This window comes from Methanocaldococcus fervens AG86 (assembly GCF_000023985.1).
Lineage (GTDB): Archaea > AGJL01 > Methanococci > Methanococcales > Methanocaldococcaceae > Methanocaldococcus > Methanocaldococcus fervens.
Genome location: NC_013156.1, coordinates 684,384 through 699,783, shown reverse-complemented (window position 1 = coordinate 699,783; position 15,400 = coordinate 684,384). Strand labels below are relative to the sequence as shown.

General features: G+C 33.5%; 15 protein-coding genes. 10 read left to right on the top strand and 5 right to left on the bottom strand.

Features of this window, described 5'->3' with window-relative positions; all coding sequences use genetic code 11:
* The first annotated feature begins 4 nt into the window (after positions 1 to 4).
* Together rpa and minD are read left to right on the top strand one after the other, a co-directional pair.
* Positions 5 to 1,942, top strand: coding sequence for a single-strand DNA-binding protein Rpa (gene rpa, locus MEFER_RS03770; protein ID WP_048056421.1), 1,938 nt, complete (start codon positions 5 to 7; stop codon positions 1,940 to 1,942).
* A 23-nt stretch (positions 1,943 to 1,965) separates the two neighbouring features.
* Positions 1,966 to 2,742, top strand: coding sequence for a septum site-determining protein MinD (gene minD, locus MEFER_RS03765; RefSeq protein WP_015791303.1), 777 nt, complete (start codon positions 1,966 to 1,968; stop codon positions 2,740 to 2,742).
* 5 nt (positions 2,743 to 2,747) lie between these two features.
* On the opposite strand, the gene MEFER_RS03760 is transcribed toward minD, so the two are convergent.
* Positions 2,748 to 3,797 carry a mechanosensitive ion channel family protein gene (locus tag MEFER_RS03760; protein ID WP_015791302.1) on the bottom strand — a complete coding sequence of 350 codons (1,050 nt, stop codon included), beginning with the start codon at positions 3,795 to 3,797 and terminating at the stop codon, positions 2,748 to 2,750.
* 58 nt (positions 3,798 to 3,855) lie between these two features.
* The gene (locus MEFER_RS03755; RefSeq protein ID WP_015791301.1) at positions 3,856 to 5,577 is read right to left on the bottom strand and encodes an ATP-dependent DNA ligase; all 1,722 of its coding nucleotides are present in this window, start codon (positions 5,575 to 5,577) and stop codon (positions 3,856 to 3,858) included.
* Positions 5,578 to 5,682: 105 nt separating this feature from the next.
* Between MEFER_RS03755 and MEFER_RS03750 the strand changes: the two genes are divergently transcribed.
* Entirely contained in the window at positions 5,683 to 6,717 is a 1,035-nt protein-coding gene (locus MEFER_RS03750) for a mechanosensitive ion channel family protein (protein ID WP_015791300.1), read from the top strand.
* A gap of 116 nt (positions 6,718 to 6,833) precedes the next feature.
* Here the strand turns inward: MEFER_RS03750 and MEFER_RS03745 are convergent, their stop codons facing one another.
* The gene (locus MEFER_RS03745) at positions 6,834 to 7,487 is read right to left on the bottom strand and encodes a protein-L-isoaspartate O-methyltransferase (protein WP_015791299.1); all 654 of its coding nucleotides are present in this window, start codon (positions 7,485 to 7,487) and stop codon (positions 6,834 to 6,836) included.
* Positions 7,488 to 7,568: 81 nt separating this feature from the next.
* Here MEFER_RS03745 and MEFER_RS03740 point away from each other — a divergent pair, with 81 nt between their 5' ends.
* Positions 7,569 to 7,976, top strand: coding sequence for a Tfx family DNA-binding protein (locus MEFER_RS03740; RefSeq protein ID WP_015791298.1), 408 nt, complete (start codon positions 7,569 to 7,571; stop codon positions 7,974 to 7,976).
* Positions 7,977 to 8,003: 27 nt separating this feature from the next.
* Positions 8,004 to 9,047: an mRNA surveillance protein pelota gene (locus MEFER_RS03735; RefSeq protein WP_015791297.1), complete on the top strand. Its 1,044-nt coding sequence runs from the start codon at positions 8,004 to 8,006 to the stop codon at positions 9,045 to 9,047.
* A 310-nt stretch (positions 9,048 to 9,357) separates the two neighbouring features.
* On the opposite strand, the gene MEFER_RS03730 is transcribed toward MEFER_RS03735, so the two are convergent.
* A complete protein-coding gene (locus MEFER_RS03730) occupies positions 9,358 to 9,963 on the bottom strand; it encodes a haloacid dehalogenase (RefSeq protein ID WP_048056317.1) in 606 nt (201 codons plus the stop codon).
* A gap of 268 nt (positions 9,964 to 10,231) precedes the next feature.
* Here MEFER_RS03730 and MEFER_RS03725 point away from each other — a divergent pair, with 268 nt between their 5' ends.
* The 5 genes from MEFER_RS03725 to rpsS all read left to right on the top strand — a co-directional run bounded on the left by MEFER_RS03725 (position 10,232) and on the right by rpsS (position 13,625).
* A complete protein-coding gene (locus tag MEFER_RS03725) occupies positions 10,232 to 11,239 on the top strand; it encodes a 50S ribosomal protein L3 (protein WP_015791295.1) in 1,008 nt (335 codons plus the stop codon).
* A 40-nt stretch (positions 11,240 to 11,279) separates the two neighbouring features.
* A complete protein-coding gene (gene rpl4p, locus MEFER_RS03720) occupies positions 11,280 to 12,038 on the top strand; it encodes a 50S ribosomal protein L4 (RefSeq protein WP_015791294.1) in 759 nt (252 codons plus the stop codon).
* Positions 12,039 to 12,063: 25 nt separating this feature from the next.
* Entirely contained in the window at positions 12,064 to 12,324 is a 261-nt protein-coding gene (locus MEFER_RS03715; RefSeq protein WP_015791293.1) for a 50S ribosomal protein L23, read from the top strand.
* 52 nt (positions 12,325 to 12,376) lie between these two features.
* On the top strand, positions 12,377 to 13,105 hold the full coding sequence (locus MEFER_RS03710) for a 50S ribosomal protein L2 (RefSeq protein WP_015791292.1): 729 nt from the start codon (positions 12,377 to 12,379) through the stop codon (positions 13,103 to 13,105).
* A 61-nt stretch (positions 13,106 to 13,166) separates the two neighbouring features.
* Positions 13,167 to 13,625, top strand: coding sequence for a 30S ribosomal protein S19 (gene rpsS / locus MEFER_RS03705; RefSeq protein WP_015791291.1), 459 nt, complete (start codon positions 13,167 to 13,169; stop codon positions 13,623 to 13,625).
* A 124-nt stretch (positions 13,626 to 13,749) separates the two neighbouring features.
* On the opposite strand, the gene sepS is transcribed toward rpsS, so the two are convergent.
* Entirely contained in the window at positions 13,750 to 15,369 is a 1,620-nt protein-coding gene (gene sepS, locus MEFER_RS03700; protein ID WP_015791290.1) for an O-phosphoserine--tRNA ligase, read from the bottom strand.
* Between the last annotated feature and the right edge of the window lie 31 nt (positions 15,370 to 15,400).

Sequence of the window (15,400 nt, the reverse complement as noted above, 5' to 3'; positions counted from 1 at the left end):
AATTATGATAGGTGATTATGAAAAATTTAAAAAACTTAAAAAGAAAGTTGCTGAAGCATTAAACATTAGTGAAGAGGAATTAGATGAAATGATTAAAGAAAAAATTAAAGAATTTGGAGGAATATTGTTAAAAGATGCTGCCTTAATGATGATTGCAAAAGAACATGGTGTGGATATTGATAAAAAAGAAGTAGAGGAGTTTTTAATTAAAGATATTGAGGAAGGTCAGATAAATGTTGAAATAACTGGGGTAGTTACAGACGTCTCTGATGTAAAGACATTTAAAAGGAAGGATGGAAGTGAAGGGAAGTATAGGAGGATAGTTATAGCAGATAAATCTGGAACGATTGCAATGACTTTATGGGATGATTTGGCTGAGATGGATATTAATATTGGAGATATATTAAAAATAACGAGAGCAAGGGCAAGAAAATGGGGGAATAGGTTGGAACTTAGCTCAACATCTGAAACAAACATTAAAAAATTGGAAAAATATGAGGGAGAACTCCCAGAGATTAAAGAAATATATGATATAGGTGAGCTAAGCCCTGGAATGACGGCAACGTTTGAGGGGGAAGTTATATCAGCTCTTCCAATAAAAGAATTTAAAAAATCAGATGGAAGTTTAGGAAGATTAAAATCCTTTATTGTTAAAGATGAAACAGGGAGTATTAGAGTTACCTTATGGGATGAACTAACAGAGATTGATGTTAATAAAGGGGATTACGTTAGAGTTAGAGGTTACATAAGAGAGGGTTACTATGGAGGATTGGAATGCACGGCAAGTAGTGTAGAGATATTAAAAAAAGGAGAAAAAATTGAGAGCGAGGAAGTGAATGTTGAAGATTTACCAAAACATGAAGATGGAGAGTTAGTTACTGTTAGGGGGAGGGTTGTAGCTATAAGTAGTAAGAGGAGTGTTAATTTAGATGGGGATATAGCAAAAGTTCAGGAAGTTTTATTGGATAATGGCACTGGAAGGGTTAGAGTTTCATTTTGGAGAGGAAAAACAGCTTTATTGGAAAATATAAAAGAAGGGGATTTGGTCAGGATAACAAACTGTAGGGTAAAAACATATTATGATAGGGAAGGCAATAAAAAAGCTGATTTAGTTGCAACTGCTGAGACTGAAGTTATTAAAGATGAGAGTATTGAAGCCCCAGAGTATGAGATAAACTACTGCAAAATTGAGGATATATACAATAGAGAAGTTGACTGGAACGATATAAATTTAATAGCTCAGGTTGTTGAGGATTATGGCATTAATGAGATTGAATTTGACGATAACATTAGAAAGGTAAGAAATTTAATGTTGGAGGATGGGACTGGAAGGATAAGGTTGAGTTTGTGGGATGATTTGGCTGAGATGGATATTAAAGAGGGAGATATAGTTGAGGTATTACATGCCTATGCCAAGGAGAGAGGGGATTACATAGATTTGGCTGTTGGAAGATATGGAAGGATAATTGTAAATCCTGAGGGGGTTGAGATAAAAAGCAATAGGAAGTTTATAGCTGATGTTGAGGATGGGGAAACGGTTGAAGTTAGAGGAGCTGTTGTTAAAATATTGAGCGACAGTTTATTCCTCTACCTATGTCCAAACTGTAAAAAGAGGGTTGTAGAGATTGACGGGGTTTATAACTGCCCCATTTGTGGGGATGTTGAACCAGATGAGATTTTAAGATTAAATTTTGTCTTGGATGATGGAACAGGGACTTTACTTTGTAGAACTTACGATAAAAGAGTGGAGAGAATGTTAAAGATGAATAGGGAGGAGTTAAAAAATTTAAATATGGAAATGGTAGAGGATGAAATATTAGGAGAGGAGTTTGTTTTATATGGAAATGTTAGGGAGGAGAATGATGAGTTAATTATGGTTGTTAGAAGAGTTAGTGATGTGGATGTTGAAAAAGAAATAAAGATATTGAAAGAGATGGAATAAAAATAAAAAATTTAAGTGATATTATGATTATTACAGTGGCTTCTGGAAAAGGAGGTGTTGGAAAAACTACAACCTCTGCATCTTTGGCAGTGGCATTATCTAAATTTGGAAAAAAGGTTTTAGCAATTGATGGAGATATATCAATGGCTAATTTAGGAATTTTGTTTAATATGGAAAAGAAAAAGCCCTCTTTACATGAAGTTTTAAGTGGGGAGGTTGATGTTAGAGATGCAATTTATAGGCATAAAACTGGAGTTTATGTATTGCCAACAAGCTTATCTTTAGAAGGTTATAAAAAATCAGATATTGATTTACTTCCAGATGTTGTTAATGAGGTGGCTGATGATTTTGATTATGTAATTATAGACGCCCCTGCAGGGCTGAATAGAGAGATGGCTACGCATCTTGCTGTTGCAGATAGGCTTTTACTTGTGGTAACTCCGGAGATGTTCTCAATTGTCGATGCGGTTAGGTTAAAAGAAAGTGCTGAAATGGCTGGAACTCCATTAATGGGAGTTGTATTAAATAGAGTTGGTAGAGATTTTGGTGAATTGGGGAGGGATGAAATAGAGATGTTAATAAAAGGTAAGGTTTTGGTAGAGGTTCCAGAAGATGAGAGCGTTAGGGCAGCAGCATTAAAAAAGATGAGTGTTATTGAATATAGGGAAAAATCACCAGCCTCTCAAGCCTATATGAAGTTAGCTTCAATGATAGCAGGAGATCCTATTTATATTGAAGAAGAAAAGGTGTTTAAAAAAGAAAGCTTTATAGACAAGATTAAAAGATTTTTGAAAATTTAATAAAATTAACTATTGTCTTTTTCTAAATAAACAGTATATGTTGGGAATGCCATTTCTATACCTTCTTTTTCAAACTCTTCTTTTATTTTTAAGTTTATTTCATCAACAGCATTTAAAAAGTACTCAAAGCTTATATTTCTAACAAAATATTCGACCCTCAAATTTAGAGACCAATCTCCGTATTCAGTAAAATGAATCCTATACGGTGGAAGAGTAGCTGGATGATTTTCAACGATATCTTTTATTATCTCCTTAGCTTTTTTAATTTTTTCAACAGGAGTGTTGTAAGTTAAGCCAATTGTTGTTAAAACTCTCCTTCTATCTCTAACAGTTAAATTTTCAATGGCTGAATCCAATAACTTTGAATTTGGGACTGTTATTAACGTGTGGTCGAAAGTTCTTATCCTTGTGCTTCTTATTCCAATCTCCTCAACAATTCCCTCAACATCATCAACTTTAATCCAATGATTTATGCTAAAAGGTTTATCCATCAATATTAAAATTCCAGCAATGAAGTTTTTTATTGTATCTTGCATGGCTAATGCTACAGCCAAACCCCCTACCCCTAAACCAGCTAATAAAGCAGTTATATCATAACCTACTGAGCTTAGAGCGGTTAATATACCAAGGATTATTGTCAATATTTTTACAATTTTCTTTAATGGCTTTACTATATGCTCATCCGACTCAGTTTCTGTTTTTTCAGTTAATGGAATTAAATAATGCTCAAATATCCCATCTATAAATTTAACTGCAAAGTAAGTGGCTGAAAGGATAACAACAACCTTTACCGCTTCATCCATTAGCTTAAATACATGATCAGGAAGAACTAAAAATCTCAATCCAAAATAAAAGAACGCTGTTATAACCAATACAATAATTGGCACATCAAGGGCGTCTAATATTATATCATCAAATTTTGTTTTTGTTTTGCTTATAATTTTTTTGAGGTAATTTTTAACCACTACATCCACAATTTTTCCAACAAAGACACCTAACACAATTATAGCAATGAAAATAACTATATTGTAAATGTCATTTCCAAAAATTTCCATTATTTCATCACCTCATATAAAAATTTCATAAAGATAAAAATTTAAAAATAAAATAAAATTATTTTCTACTCCTTTGAATCTCATAAATCCTCTTAACATCTTCTATGGTGTTTATATCATCCTTCCCTTTATCAAATCTAAACCTTACAACCCTTGGGAATCTTAAAGCATAGCCACAAGGATATTTATCAGATTTTTGAATCTCTTCATAGGCAACTTCAACAACTATCTTTGGCTCTACTTCAACCTCTTCTCCTAAATCTCTAATTATTATCTTATCAATCTCCTCCTTCAACATCTCTAAATCGCTTTCAGTTAATCCAGTTCCAACATGCCCTATGGGATAGAGATTTCCTTCTTCATCTCTAACAGCTATCTCAAATGACCCATACCAATCTTTTCTCTTCCCCATCCCTCTCTTTGCCTTTGTTATGACAACATCTAAACTCTCAAGAGTTGGCTTGAATTTATACATCGTTCTAACCCTACTTCCTGGAGTGTAAGGGGCTTTCAAGTTTTTAATCATAACTCCCTCGTGTCCAATGGATAGAGACCAATTGTAAAATTCTCTTGCCTCTTTTGCATCGTTTGTAACTAATTTATAAGATATGTCTATTATTTTATCTGATTTAAGCTCCTTCTCTATCCTCTCTTTTTCAGTTCTCCAATCATTCTCATAACCAATAATTTCCTCTAAAACTTTCCTTCTATTTCCAAATTCCTCATCTATAAATGATATACCATCTTTGTAAAGGATATCAAACAAATAAACCCTTAAGTTTATTTCTTTCATCATTTTTCCAATATCATACTTCCTTCTAAACCTTCTTAATATATCCTGAAACGGCCTTGGCTTTCCAGTTTCTTTATCTATAGCCACACACTCCCCTTCAACAATCAACCTTTCAACGTCAATTTTTTTAACTGCCTCAACAATCTCTGGAAGTGCATTTGTAACATCCTCTAACCTTCTACTGTAAATTCTAACCTTATTGCCCTCTTTATGTATCTGCACTCTAGCCCCATCGTATTTTGTTTCAAATTGTGCCCTACCCATCTCCAATAATGCCTCTTCAATTGAAGGAGCTAATTGAGCCAACATTGGCTTTATTGGTCTAAATAATTTTAATCTCAACTCATCACTTTCCAAATCTCCTTTTAGCAACTTTTCAGCTAAAAGACCAATATCGTTGGTTATTGCATATATCTTCTCCAATTTCTCCCTTGGGACGTTGAAATATAATGATAATGTATCTAATATGGTTGGAACGTTCATTCCTATCCTCATATCTTCCAGTATTAGCCTTGCCAAATATCTACACTCTATTGGTGAAGCCCTTAAAAATAAACTGCTTATCAACCTCAACTTTTTCTTTTGAGAGCCCTCCCCCTCTATTTCTCCAACTCTCCTCAAAGTTTCATAAACTTCATCTACTGTTAGGGGTTGAAAGAATAGATATGCCTGTTTAATTTTTGATTTTAACTGTTCTATAGCTAACCCAATATCTCCTGTCTCTTTAATTTTTTCCAATAATTCATCCTTGTTAATTCCAATGGAGGTAACTGCATTTATTAGGAGTTTTTCTCCAACTCCGAGCTCTCTTTCATCGTATTCAGGATAAACTCTTCCTATCGCCATATAGCAAATCTTTTTTAAATCCTCCGGCTTACCTTTCTCCTTAGCCATATCAATTAATTTTATAAAATAGTCCCTCTTTTCCAATCTTTTCGTGGTTTTTTCAATTTTGTTAAATATCTCACAAACCTCTTTCCAAAGCATTGTTTCACCACAGATTAATAAATTAATAATTTAACCATAATCATAAAAATTATTTGTGTTTTAGGTTAAAATCATTTATATTACAAAATTGCTGAGTGATGATTTATGGATATAACAAGCAATCACATAATAGCGTTAATAATATTTGTCTCTTCAGTTGTTATTTCAATGTTAGTAAAAAAGATAATAGATGTTACAATTCTAAATAAAGAAGATAGGCGTAAAACTATAAAGAGCTATATATCTGCTTTAAAAATGCCAATATCCGTTGGCATAATACTTATCGGTATGTATTTAGCCTTTAAAGTGTTACCACTTCCAGAAAATATACACACCATATTAGATAAAGGTTTTATGGTTGTAACTATCCTCTTTATTGCCTATTTAATGAATAAGTTGATAAACACCTTTATTGAGAAATATTTAATATCTATGGTTAGTAAATTTGGCTCGACTATAGCAAGCAGTATTATAAAACCACTACAGCAAATAACAACGATAGTTATTTTCTCTTTTGCAATAATATTCATATTGGGAAATTTGGGTTATAATGTAACGTCGTTAATTGCAGGTTTGGGTATTGGTGGTTTGGCTGTAGCAATGGCTTCAAAAGAAACAATTGAAAATTTGATTGCCGGCTTTATTTTAGCGTTTGATAGACCATTTAAAATAGGGGATGAAATAATAATTAAAGGAAGTGATGTTTGGGGAATTGTTGAGGAGATTGGGATAAGAAGCACGAAAATTAGAACATTCGATGATTCTTTAGTGATAACTCCAAATAGGGATTTACTTTCCCAAAAAATAGAGAATTTATCAGAACGTAGGAAGAGGAGGGTTTTAACTACCATTGGCTTAACCTATGACACACCACCAGAGAAATTAATCAGAGCAAGAGAGATTTTATTGGATATAATTAAATCACATCCAGCAACAGTAGAGCCAATAAGGGTTCATTTTACTGAATATGGAAACTGGTCTTTGAACTTTAGAGTTGAATATTTTATTAGGAATGAAGGGTATGACTACTTCTTAAACGCATTAAATGAAATAAATATAAAAATAAAGCAGGAGTTTCATAAAGAAGGCATAGGGATGGCGTTTCCAACTTATACAGTTTATTTAGAGAAGGATAATTAAAAACTATAAAGAGAAGAAAACCATTTCCATTTTTATTGGTTTTGGAGAGACATTATGAGGGGCTTTAGTCCCTCCTTAATGCATCCATTTTGATGAAACTTTTTCTAAAAGTTTCACTAAAAGGTTGATGGAAATCCTTCTTTACCAATTAAAGGAACAAATGCTACAGGACCGCAGTCTTTTACTATCAACTCATCCCCTTTCTTCTCAACCAAAACCAATTTTTGCATATATCTACCAACAGGCATTAATAACTTTCCTCCGTCTTTTAACTGCTTTATTAACGGTTCTGGAATTTTTGGACCTGCTGCAGTTGCATATATTCTATCGTAAGGGGCTAATGGTTCATAACCTAAAGTTCCATCCCCCACTATTATAATAACATTATCATATCCAAGCTTTCTCAAAGTTCTCTCCGCTCTTTCAGCCAACTCTGGAATTCTTTCAATACTGACAACTAAACCATCTTTCCCCACGATTTCGGCAGTTACTGCTGCGTGATACCCACATCCAGTTCCAATTTCTAAAACTTTCATCCCTGGCTTTAGATCTAAAAGCTCACACATCATTCCAACCATGTGAATGGCTGAGATCGTCTGTCCATAACCAATCTCTAATGGTGTATCAACGTAAGCATATTCTCTTAAATGTTCGGGGACAAACTCCTCTCTAGGAACTTTTAATAAGGCATCAATAACCCTTTTACTTTTTATATACCTCTCCCTGATTAACTTTTCAATAACAGCTTTTTTTTGCTCCTCTAAATTCATGATTCCACCAATTATAATTTATATTAAATGCTTATATAAAGTTAATTATAGATAGTTACATTAACGTAGGTGGTGTTGAACATGGAGGAGTCATTTTTAACAGAAACACAAATTAAGGTTTTAGAGCTTAGGAAGAAAGGATTAACTCAAGAAGAGATAGCAAAGATGTTTGGAACGAGCAGGGCGAATATAAGTATGATTGAAAAGAGGGCAAAAGAAAACGTAAAAAAGGCATACAATACAATAAAAATTTACAATAGAATAATGGCTCCTATATTCATTGAAATTAAAGAAGGAACTGACGTTTTAGATGTTCCAGATATTGTATTTAAAAAAGCAGATGAAGAAGATATAAAAGTAAAATACAATACTTTAGAGCTAATTGAATTTATAAAAGAAAATGCTTCTGGATTTATAGAAAAAAGAACAGTTAAGAAGAAATTTAAAATATACATCCTCGAAAATGGGGATTTGGACATCGGAGGCTAAATAGATTTTACAATGGAGGGATAGACAATGAAGATTATAGAAGAAATTCCACAGAAACAAATTATAAAGCTTATGCCCGAAAATTTGGATGATTTATGGGTTTTATATAATATTATTGAAGAGGGTGATAAAGTATTTGCAGTAACTGAAAGAAGGGTGCAAGATAAAGGGGATGTTATTAGGGCAGATAGAGGAGCTAAGAGAAAAATGTTTTTAGGAATTGAGGTAAAAAATGTGGAATTTGATGAAAACACAAAAAGGGTTAGAATTTTGGGAACTATAATTCATGGGCCAGATGATGTTCCTCTCGGCAGTCATCATACTATTGAGATTAAACCATTTGATGAGCTTTCAATTGAAAAAAATTGGAAAAAATGGCAAATAGAGAGGATAAAAGAAGCAATAGAATCATCTAAAAGACCAAAGGTTTTAGTAGTTGTTATGGATGATGAAGAGGCGGATATCTTTGAAGTTAGGGATTACAGCATAAAAGAAATTTGCTCAATAAAATCCCACACATCAAAAAAATTGGATTACAAAATTAATGAAGAGTTAAAAAAAGAATATTATCATGAGATAGCGAAGGTTTTAATGGAGTATGATGTTGATAATATCTTAGTTGCAGGTCCTGGATTTGCAAAAAATAGCTTTTATAACTTTATATCCTCTCAATATCCTGAGCTTAAAAATAAGATTGTAGTTGAAAGTGTATCAACAACCTCAAGGGCTGGATTAAATGAGGTTATTAAAAGAGGGATTATCAATAGAATTTATGCAGAATCAAGAGTTGCAAAAGAGACCCAGTTGATAGAAAAGCTTTTAGAAGAGATAGCCAAAAAAGGTTTGGCTGTTTATGGTATTGATGAGGTAAAAAAAGCTTTAGAATATTCGGCTATAGAAACACTTTTAGTTTCAGATAGCTTAGTTAGAAATCATGAGATTGAGAAAATCATTGATGCTGCTGAAGAGATGGGAGGGAAAGTAGTTATAGTTTCATCTGAACACGATGCTGGAAAGCAATTAAAGGCATTGGGGGGAATAGCTGGCTTATTAAGATTCCCAATTGAATGAAACTTTTATAACAACCTTTTAGTAAAAGGTTGCTCGAACAACCTTTTAAGAAAAGGTTGATCAAAACTTATGGGTATACCAATAGGGCGTGAGTCCTATGGTGCGTTGATCAAAACGGATGCATTAAGGAGGAGCTAAAGCCCTTCATAATGTCTCTTAGTTAAAGTGGAGTTGCCAAAGGCAACTCCGCTCTGGGTATAGCAATAGGGCGAAGCCCTATGCATGTATTGCCTCGCTACGCTCGGCAATGCCTCTTAATTACAGTGGGGCTGAACGAAGTAAAGTCAAACTTTAAAGTATATAATATAAATTAAGGATTTTGTATATTTTTTAATTCTTTCCTAAGTTTAAGGTTTTGGATAAATGTAACGATGTCTCCATGGGTTTTTTCCAATATCCCTCTACTTATATCCTGCTTTCTTCTTAAATTGTCTACAACGTGGTAGTAATCAAAGTTCATTAAAAATTCATATAGTTCCTCCATAAATTTAAAGTATCTTTCAACCTCTTCCACATCATCGTTTTTCATCTCCTCTAAAACTTCTCTCCTCAATTCTCCAATAACATCGGCTAATCCTAAAATATAGTTCTCCTCTTTAATAAAATCAAGCTCTTTGAAACTAGGGATTTTATTGTTGAATTTTACCATATACAATGCGAGAGCTTCAACGAACTCCTGCTGAGGAGTTGATAGATAATTAACAAACTCCGGAAATGTTGCTAAACTATTTAACTTTTTAATTTTTTCGGAAATCTCATCTAATCTTTCTTTAAATTCATCTTTATCATCTGATTTGTGAATTTTTCTTATTAACATTGCACAATCTCTTACAATTTCCCTGGAAAGCTTTAAAATCTCCTCTCTAACTGAATCTTTATTTGCAAGATAGTTTATTAGGTAATTTACCTCCTCCATATTATCACCAAAAATTTTATATACCCAATATGTTAGTATTTGTTTATACATCTTCTTCTTTTGTTGTAATAATCATAATGCAGTAGGACTTTCGCAGTTATATATAAAATTTAAAAATAAAAATTTTATGCGAAAGTCCTACAATGCAAACCTGAAAAGCCCGAACAGGGCAATGACAGGTTTGCGAAAAATTATAAAAATTATCAAATTAAATAAACACAAAAATAATAGTTTTTAGAGATATCAATAATATGCTGGAGGTTAGATTATGGGATTGAATATTAATAGACCAAGAAGAGGTTCATTGGCTTTCAGCCCAAGAAAAAGAGCTAAAAGACCAGTTCCAAGAATTAGAAGCTGGCCAGAAGAAGACAACGTAAGATTACAAGCATTCCCAGTATACAAAGCAGGAATGACCCATGCATTTATTAAAGAAGATAACCCAAAAAGCCCAAATGCTGGACAGGAAGTATTTACACCAGTAACAGTATTAGAAGCTCCTCCAATCAATGTATGTGCTATAAGAGTTTATGGAAGAAATGAAAGAAACTACTTAACAACATTAACAGAAGTTTGGGCAGACAACTTAGACAAAGAATTGGAAAGAAAAATCAAACTTCCTAAAAAAGAAGAAAGAAAGACAGTTGAAGATTTAGAAGCAATAAAAGATAAAATCGAAGATGTTAGGGTATTGGTTCATACAAATCCAAAATTAACATGCCTTCCAAAGAAAAAACCTGAGATATTAGAGATTAGAATAGGAGGAAAAGATATTGAGGAGAGATTAAATTACGCTAAAGAGATTTTAGGTAAGCAATTAAACATTACCGATGTGTTCCAAGAAGGGGAATTAGTTGATACAATTGGAGTAACAAAAGGTAAAGGATTCCAAGGGCAAGTTAAAAGATGGGGAGTTAAAATACAGTTCGGTAAGCATGCAAGAAAAGGAGTTGGAAGACACGTTGGTTCAATTGGTCCATGGCAACCAAAGATGGTCATGTGGACAGTTCCAATGCCTGGACAAATGGGATACCACCAAAGAACAGAATACAACAAGAGAATATTAAAGATTGGAAATAATGGAGAGGAAATAACTCCAAAAGGAGGATTCTTACACTACGGGGTTATAAGAAACAACTACGTTGTATTGAAAGGTTCAGTTCAAGGACCTGCAAAGAGGTTAATTGTATTGAGAAGTGCTATAAGACCACAAGAGCCATTAGTCAAAGTACCTGAAATAACATACATAAGTACAACATCAAAACAAGGTAAATAAATAAAACACTTTAAATAATGGAGAGAGAAGGTGGATAATAATGAAGGCAGTTGTTTATAATTTAAATGGAGAGGCTGTAAAAGAAATCGATTTACCAGCAGTTTTTGAAGAAGAATACAGACCAGATTTAATTAGAAGAGCTTTCTTATCTGCATTTACGGCAAGATTACAGCCAAAAGGTTCAGACCCATTGGCAGGAATGAGAACAAGTGCTAAGAACATAGGTAAAGGGCACGGTAGAGCAAGAGTAGATAGAGTTCCACAAGGATGGGCTGCAAGAGTACCACAGGCAGTTGGTGGAAGAAGAGCTCACCCTCCAAAAGTTGAAAAAATATTATGGGAGAGAGTAAATAAAAAAGAAAGAATTAAGGCAATAAAAAGTGCAATAGCTGCTACAGCAAACCCTGAGTTAGTTAAAGAAAGAGGACATGTATTTGACAATGAAAACCTTCCAATAGTTGTCGAAAGCTCATTTGAAGAATTACAAAAAACAAAGGATGTATTTGCTGTATTTGAAAAATTGGGAATTAGTAGTGACGTTATAAGAGCCAAGAATGGAATTAAAATTAGAGCTGGAAAAGGTAAGATGAGAGGAAGAAGATACAAAAAACCAAGAAGTGTTTTAGTCGTTGTTGGGGACAAATGTAATGCCATATTAGCTTCAAGAAACTTACCAGGAGTTGATGTAATAACAGCTAAGGATTTAGGAATTATACACTTAGCTCCTGGGGGAGTTGCTGGAAGATTAACTGTATGGACTGAAAGTGCATTAGAGAAATTAAAAGAGAGATTTGAATAAATAAAGCGGAAACAAGGGGATAAAGATGGATGCCTTTGATGTAATAAAAATGCCAGTAGTTACAGAAAAAACTGTTAGAATGATTGAAGAAGAAAACAAATTAGTATTTTATGTTGACAGGAGAGCTACAAAAGAGGATATAAAGAGAGCTATGAAGGAGTTGTTTGATGTAGAAGTTGAAAAGGTAAACACATTAATTACACCAAAAGGGGAAAAGAAGGCTTATGTTAAGTTGAAGGAAGGATATGATGCAAGTAAAATAGCAGCAAGTTTAGGAATCTACTAAATTTAATAAATAAATTGAAACACTTAAAAATCTATTATATGTGGTGGTGAAGATGGGAAAAAGATTGGTTTCTCAAAGAAGAGGTAGAGGAACTCCAACATATACCTGCCCTTCACACAAAAGAAGGGGAGAGGCAAAATACAGAAAATTTGATGAATTAGAGAGAAAAGGAAAAGTTTTAGGAAAAATCGTTGATATATTACACGACCCTGGAAGAAGTGCTCCAGTTGCAAAGGTTGAATATGAAACAGGAGAAGAGGGATTGTTGGTTGTTCCAGAAGGTATGAAAGTTGGAGATGTTATTGAGTGTGGAGTTTCAGCAGAAATAAAACCAGGAAACATATTACCATTAGGATCTATTCCAGAAGGGATCCCTGTCTTTAATATAGAAACAATTCCTGGAGATGGAGGAAAATTGGTTAGAGCTGGAGGTTGCTACGCTCACATATTGACACACGATGGAGACAGAACTTACGTTAAATTACCATCAGGACATATCAAAGCTTTACACTCAATGTGTAGAGCTACAATTGGAGTAGTTGCTGGTGGAGGAAGAAAAGAGAAGCCATTTGTCAAAGCTGGTAAGAAATACCACGCAATGAAAGCTAAGGCAGTTAAGTGGCCAAGAGTTAGAGGAGTCGCAATGAACGCGGTAGATCACCCATTCGGTGGAGGAAGACACCAACACACTGGAAAACCAACTACTGTCTCAAGAAAGAAAGTTCCACCAGGAAGAAAAGTTGGACATATATCTGCAAGAAGAACTGGAGTCAGGAAATAATTTCTTTAATTTATTAATTTTAAATTAAATAAAACACATAAAATAATTTAAGGTGACTTATATGGCATCTGCAAGGAGAAGAAGAATTAAAAAGAAAAAACAAGTAATTTCAAGAAAAGTAGAATTTAGATATAGAGGATACACATTAGAAGAGCTTCAACAAATGCCATTGAGAGAGTTTGCAAAGTTATTACCTGCAAGACAGAGAAGAACATTATTGAGAGGTTTAACTCCACAGCAGAAAAAATTAGCTATGAAGATTAAAAAAGCAAGAAGATTATTAAACAAAGGTAAAGAACCAAGAATTATAAGAACACACTGTAGAGATTTCGTTATTACACCAGATATGGTTGGATTAACATTTGGAGTTTACAACGGAAAAGAGTTCGTTGAAGTTAAGATAACTCCAGAAATGATAGGACACTACTTAGGAGAATTCTCATTAACAAGAAAACCAGTTCAGCACGGAAGCCCAGGTATGGGAGCTACAAGAAGCTCAATGTTCGTTCCAATCAAGTAAATTGGCAATATTTTACAATTTTTTATTTTTTAGTATAATTTACAGATTAAAAAATTTTCAAAAATTTTTGCTTTTATTTTTATTTTAAAAATATTAAAAAGATTTGATTTTACTTTTTATTATTTTACTTTATTTCAACTTTGGCATTTAAAAAGACTGGTCCTCTAACGTCTATAACCTTATTTTCACCCATTATCTGTTTTAAAGCTAATTCATCAACTTTTAAGTTTATATCACTCAAGCTCCTAACTATCGGAACCCTAAACTTAAATTCATCCACATTTGATACTAAAGACTCTTCAATCTTGGCAGCCAATTTATAGATAATCCCATCTATGTATCTAATGTTTGTAGAAACTCCTTCTTCTTTAGCCTTCTTTAAAATTGGGATATACTGCTCTTTAACGCCCTCAAATGTTGGAGGAATGCCATAGATATTTCCATCATAAACATAAACCTCGTTCAATACTGAAGGGCCCAAAAGCTTTTTATTTGGTTCATTTTCAAATATCTCAACCTTAACAGTTCTTTTTTCTCCATTGAAGTTAAATTCTTTTTTAATTTCCACTGAGCATGGGCTGTCTTTATCTTTGTTAGCTATGCAAACATCAATAAGCTCATTGGCAAAGTTGTAAATCTCATCCAATATAGGAACTTTATCAACCTTTATCATTCCTGCTATATCTCTATCACTCAACTTGTATTCATAAAACTGTGGATAAACCATTGCTCTAACATCCTCATAACCATAAATAATCATAGCCAACCTCTCAACACCTAAACCGAGGTTCATAACCGGCACATCTATGTTGTATTTTGATAAGGCAATTGGTGAGTAAACTCCAAAGGTCGCTACTTCAATCCACTCTCCCAATTTTGGATGGTATGCATAAACCTCTGTCTGAGTTTCTGGAGTATAATACTTGCTCTTTTTCTCATCAGGCCTAAACTTGAATTTTGTAAATCCAAACTGCTCTAACAACCCCTCAGCTACTATCTTTCCATCATCTATACTAACATCTTCACAAACAACAACACATGATGCAGAGTGATAAGCCATTAAATGGCTTCTATCTTCCCTCTGCTCTCTTCTGAAGCATCTATCAATTGAAAACAACTTTAAAGGAAGTTTTCTCTTTTTTATTAAACTGCTCAATGTAATAAACCATCCGGATGTCATATGGCTTCTCAACGTTAATGTTGTAGCCTCTGGCTTTAAATCTTTAAATTCAGGAAATGCAGTTTCCAGAACCTTTAATCCCATTTCATTATCTACATTTAATGCCTTAGCTATCTCAAATACTAAATCATCCCCATCTATAACTCCTTTTTTGTATGAATGGAGAACTTCCCTTAAGCTCTCTTTCTTTTCCTCATCTACATCTATCCCCAATTTTTTTATAATCTCAACTTTTTCATTACCTAAACCAACATCAGGTCTTGGCAAACCAGCTAAGTAAAAGCACCTATCTAAAACTGCCATTGCCTCAGGACCAAACTGCTTATAAATCTCTAATTCATCAACGATAACTGGATTAATCATCTCCTCAAATCCCATTCTTAAATATGCTTGCCTCAATCTTTCAATTGTTTCCATTACAGGATGTGGCTTTCCATACAATGGCTTTAATCTTGGATATTTTTCATCTATATGTTTATCTTTAATCAATGCCTTTGTCTCTCTCCACGCCTTTTCAAAATCTTTTTCTGCCAATTCTAAAACCTTTTTTGTATCAAATCTCATCATATCATCCCAATTATGTTTATTGAATTAA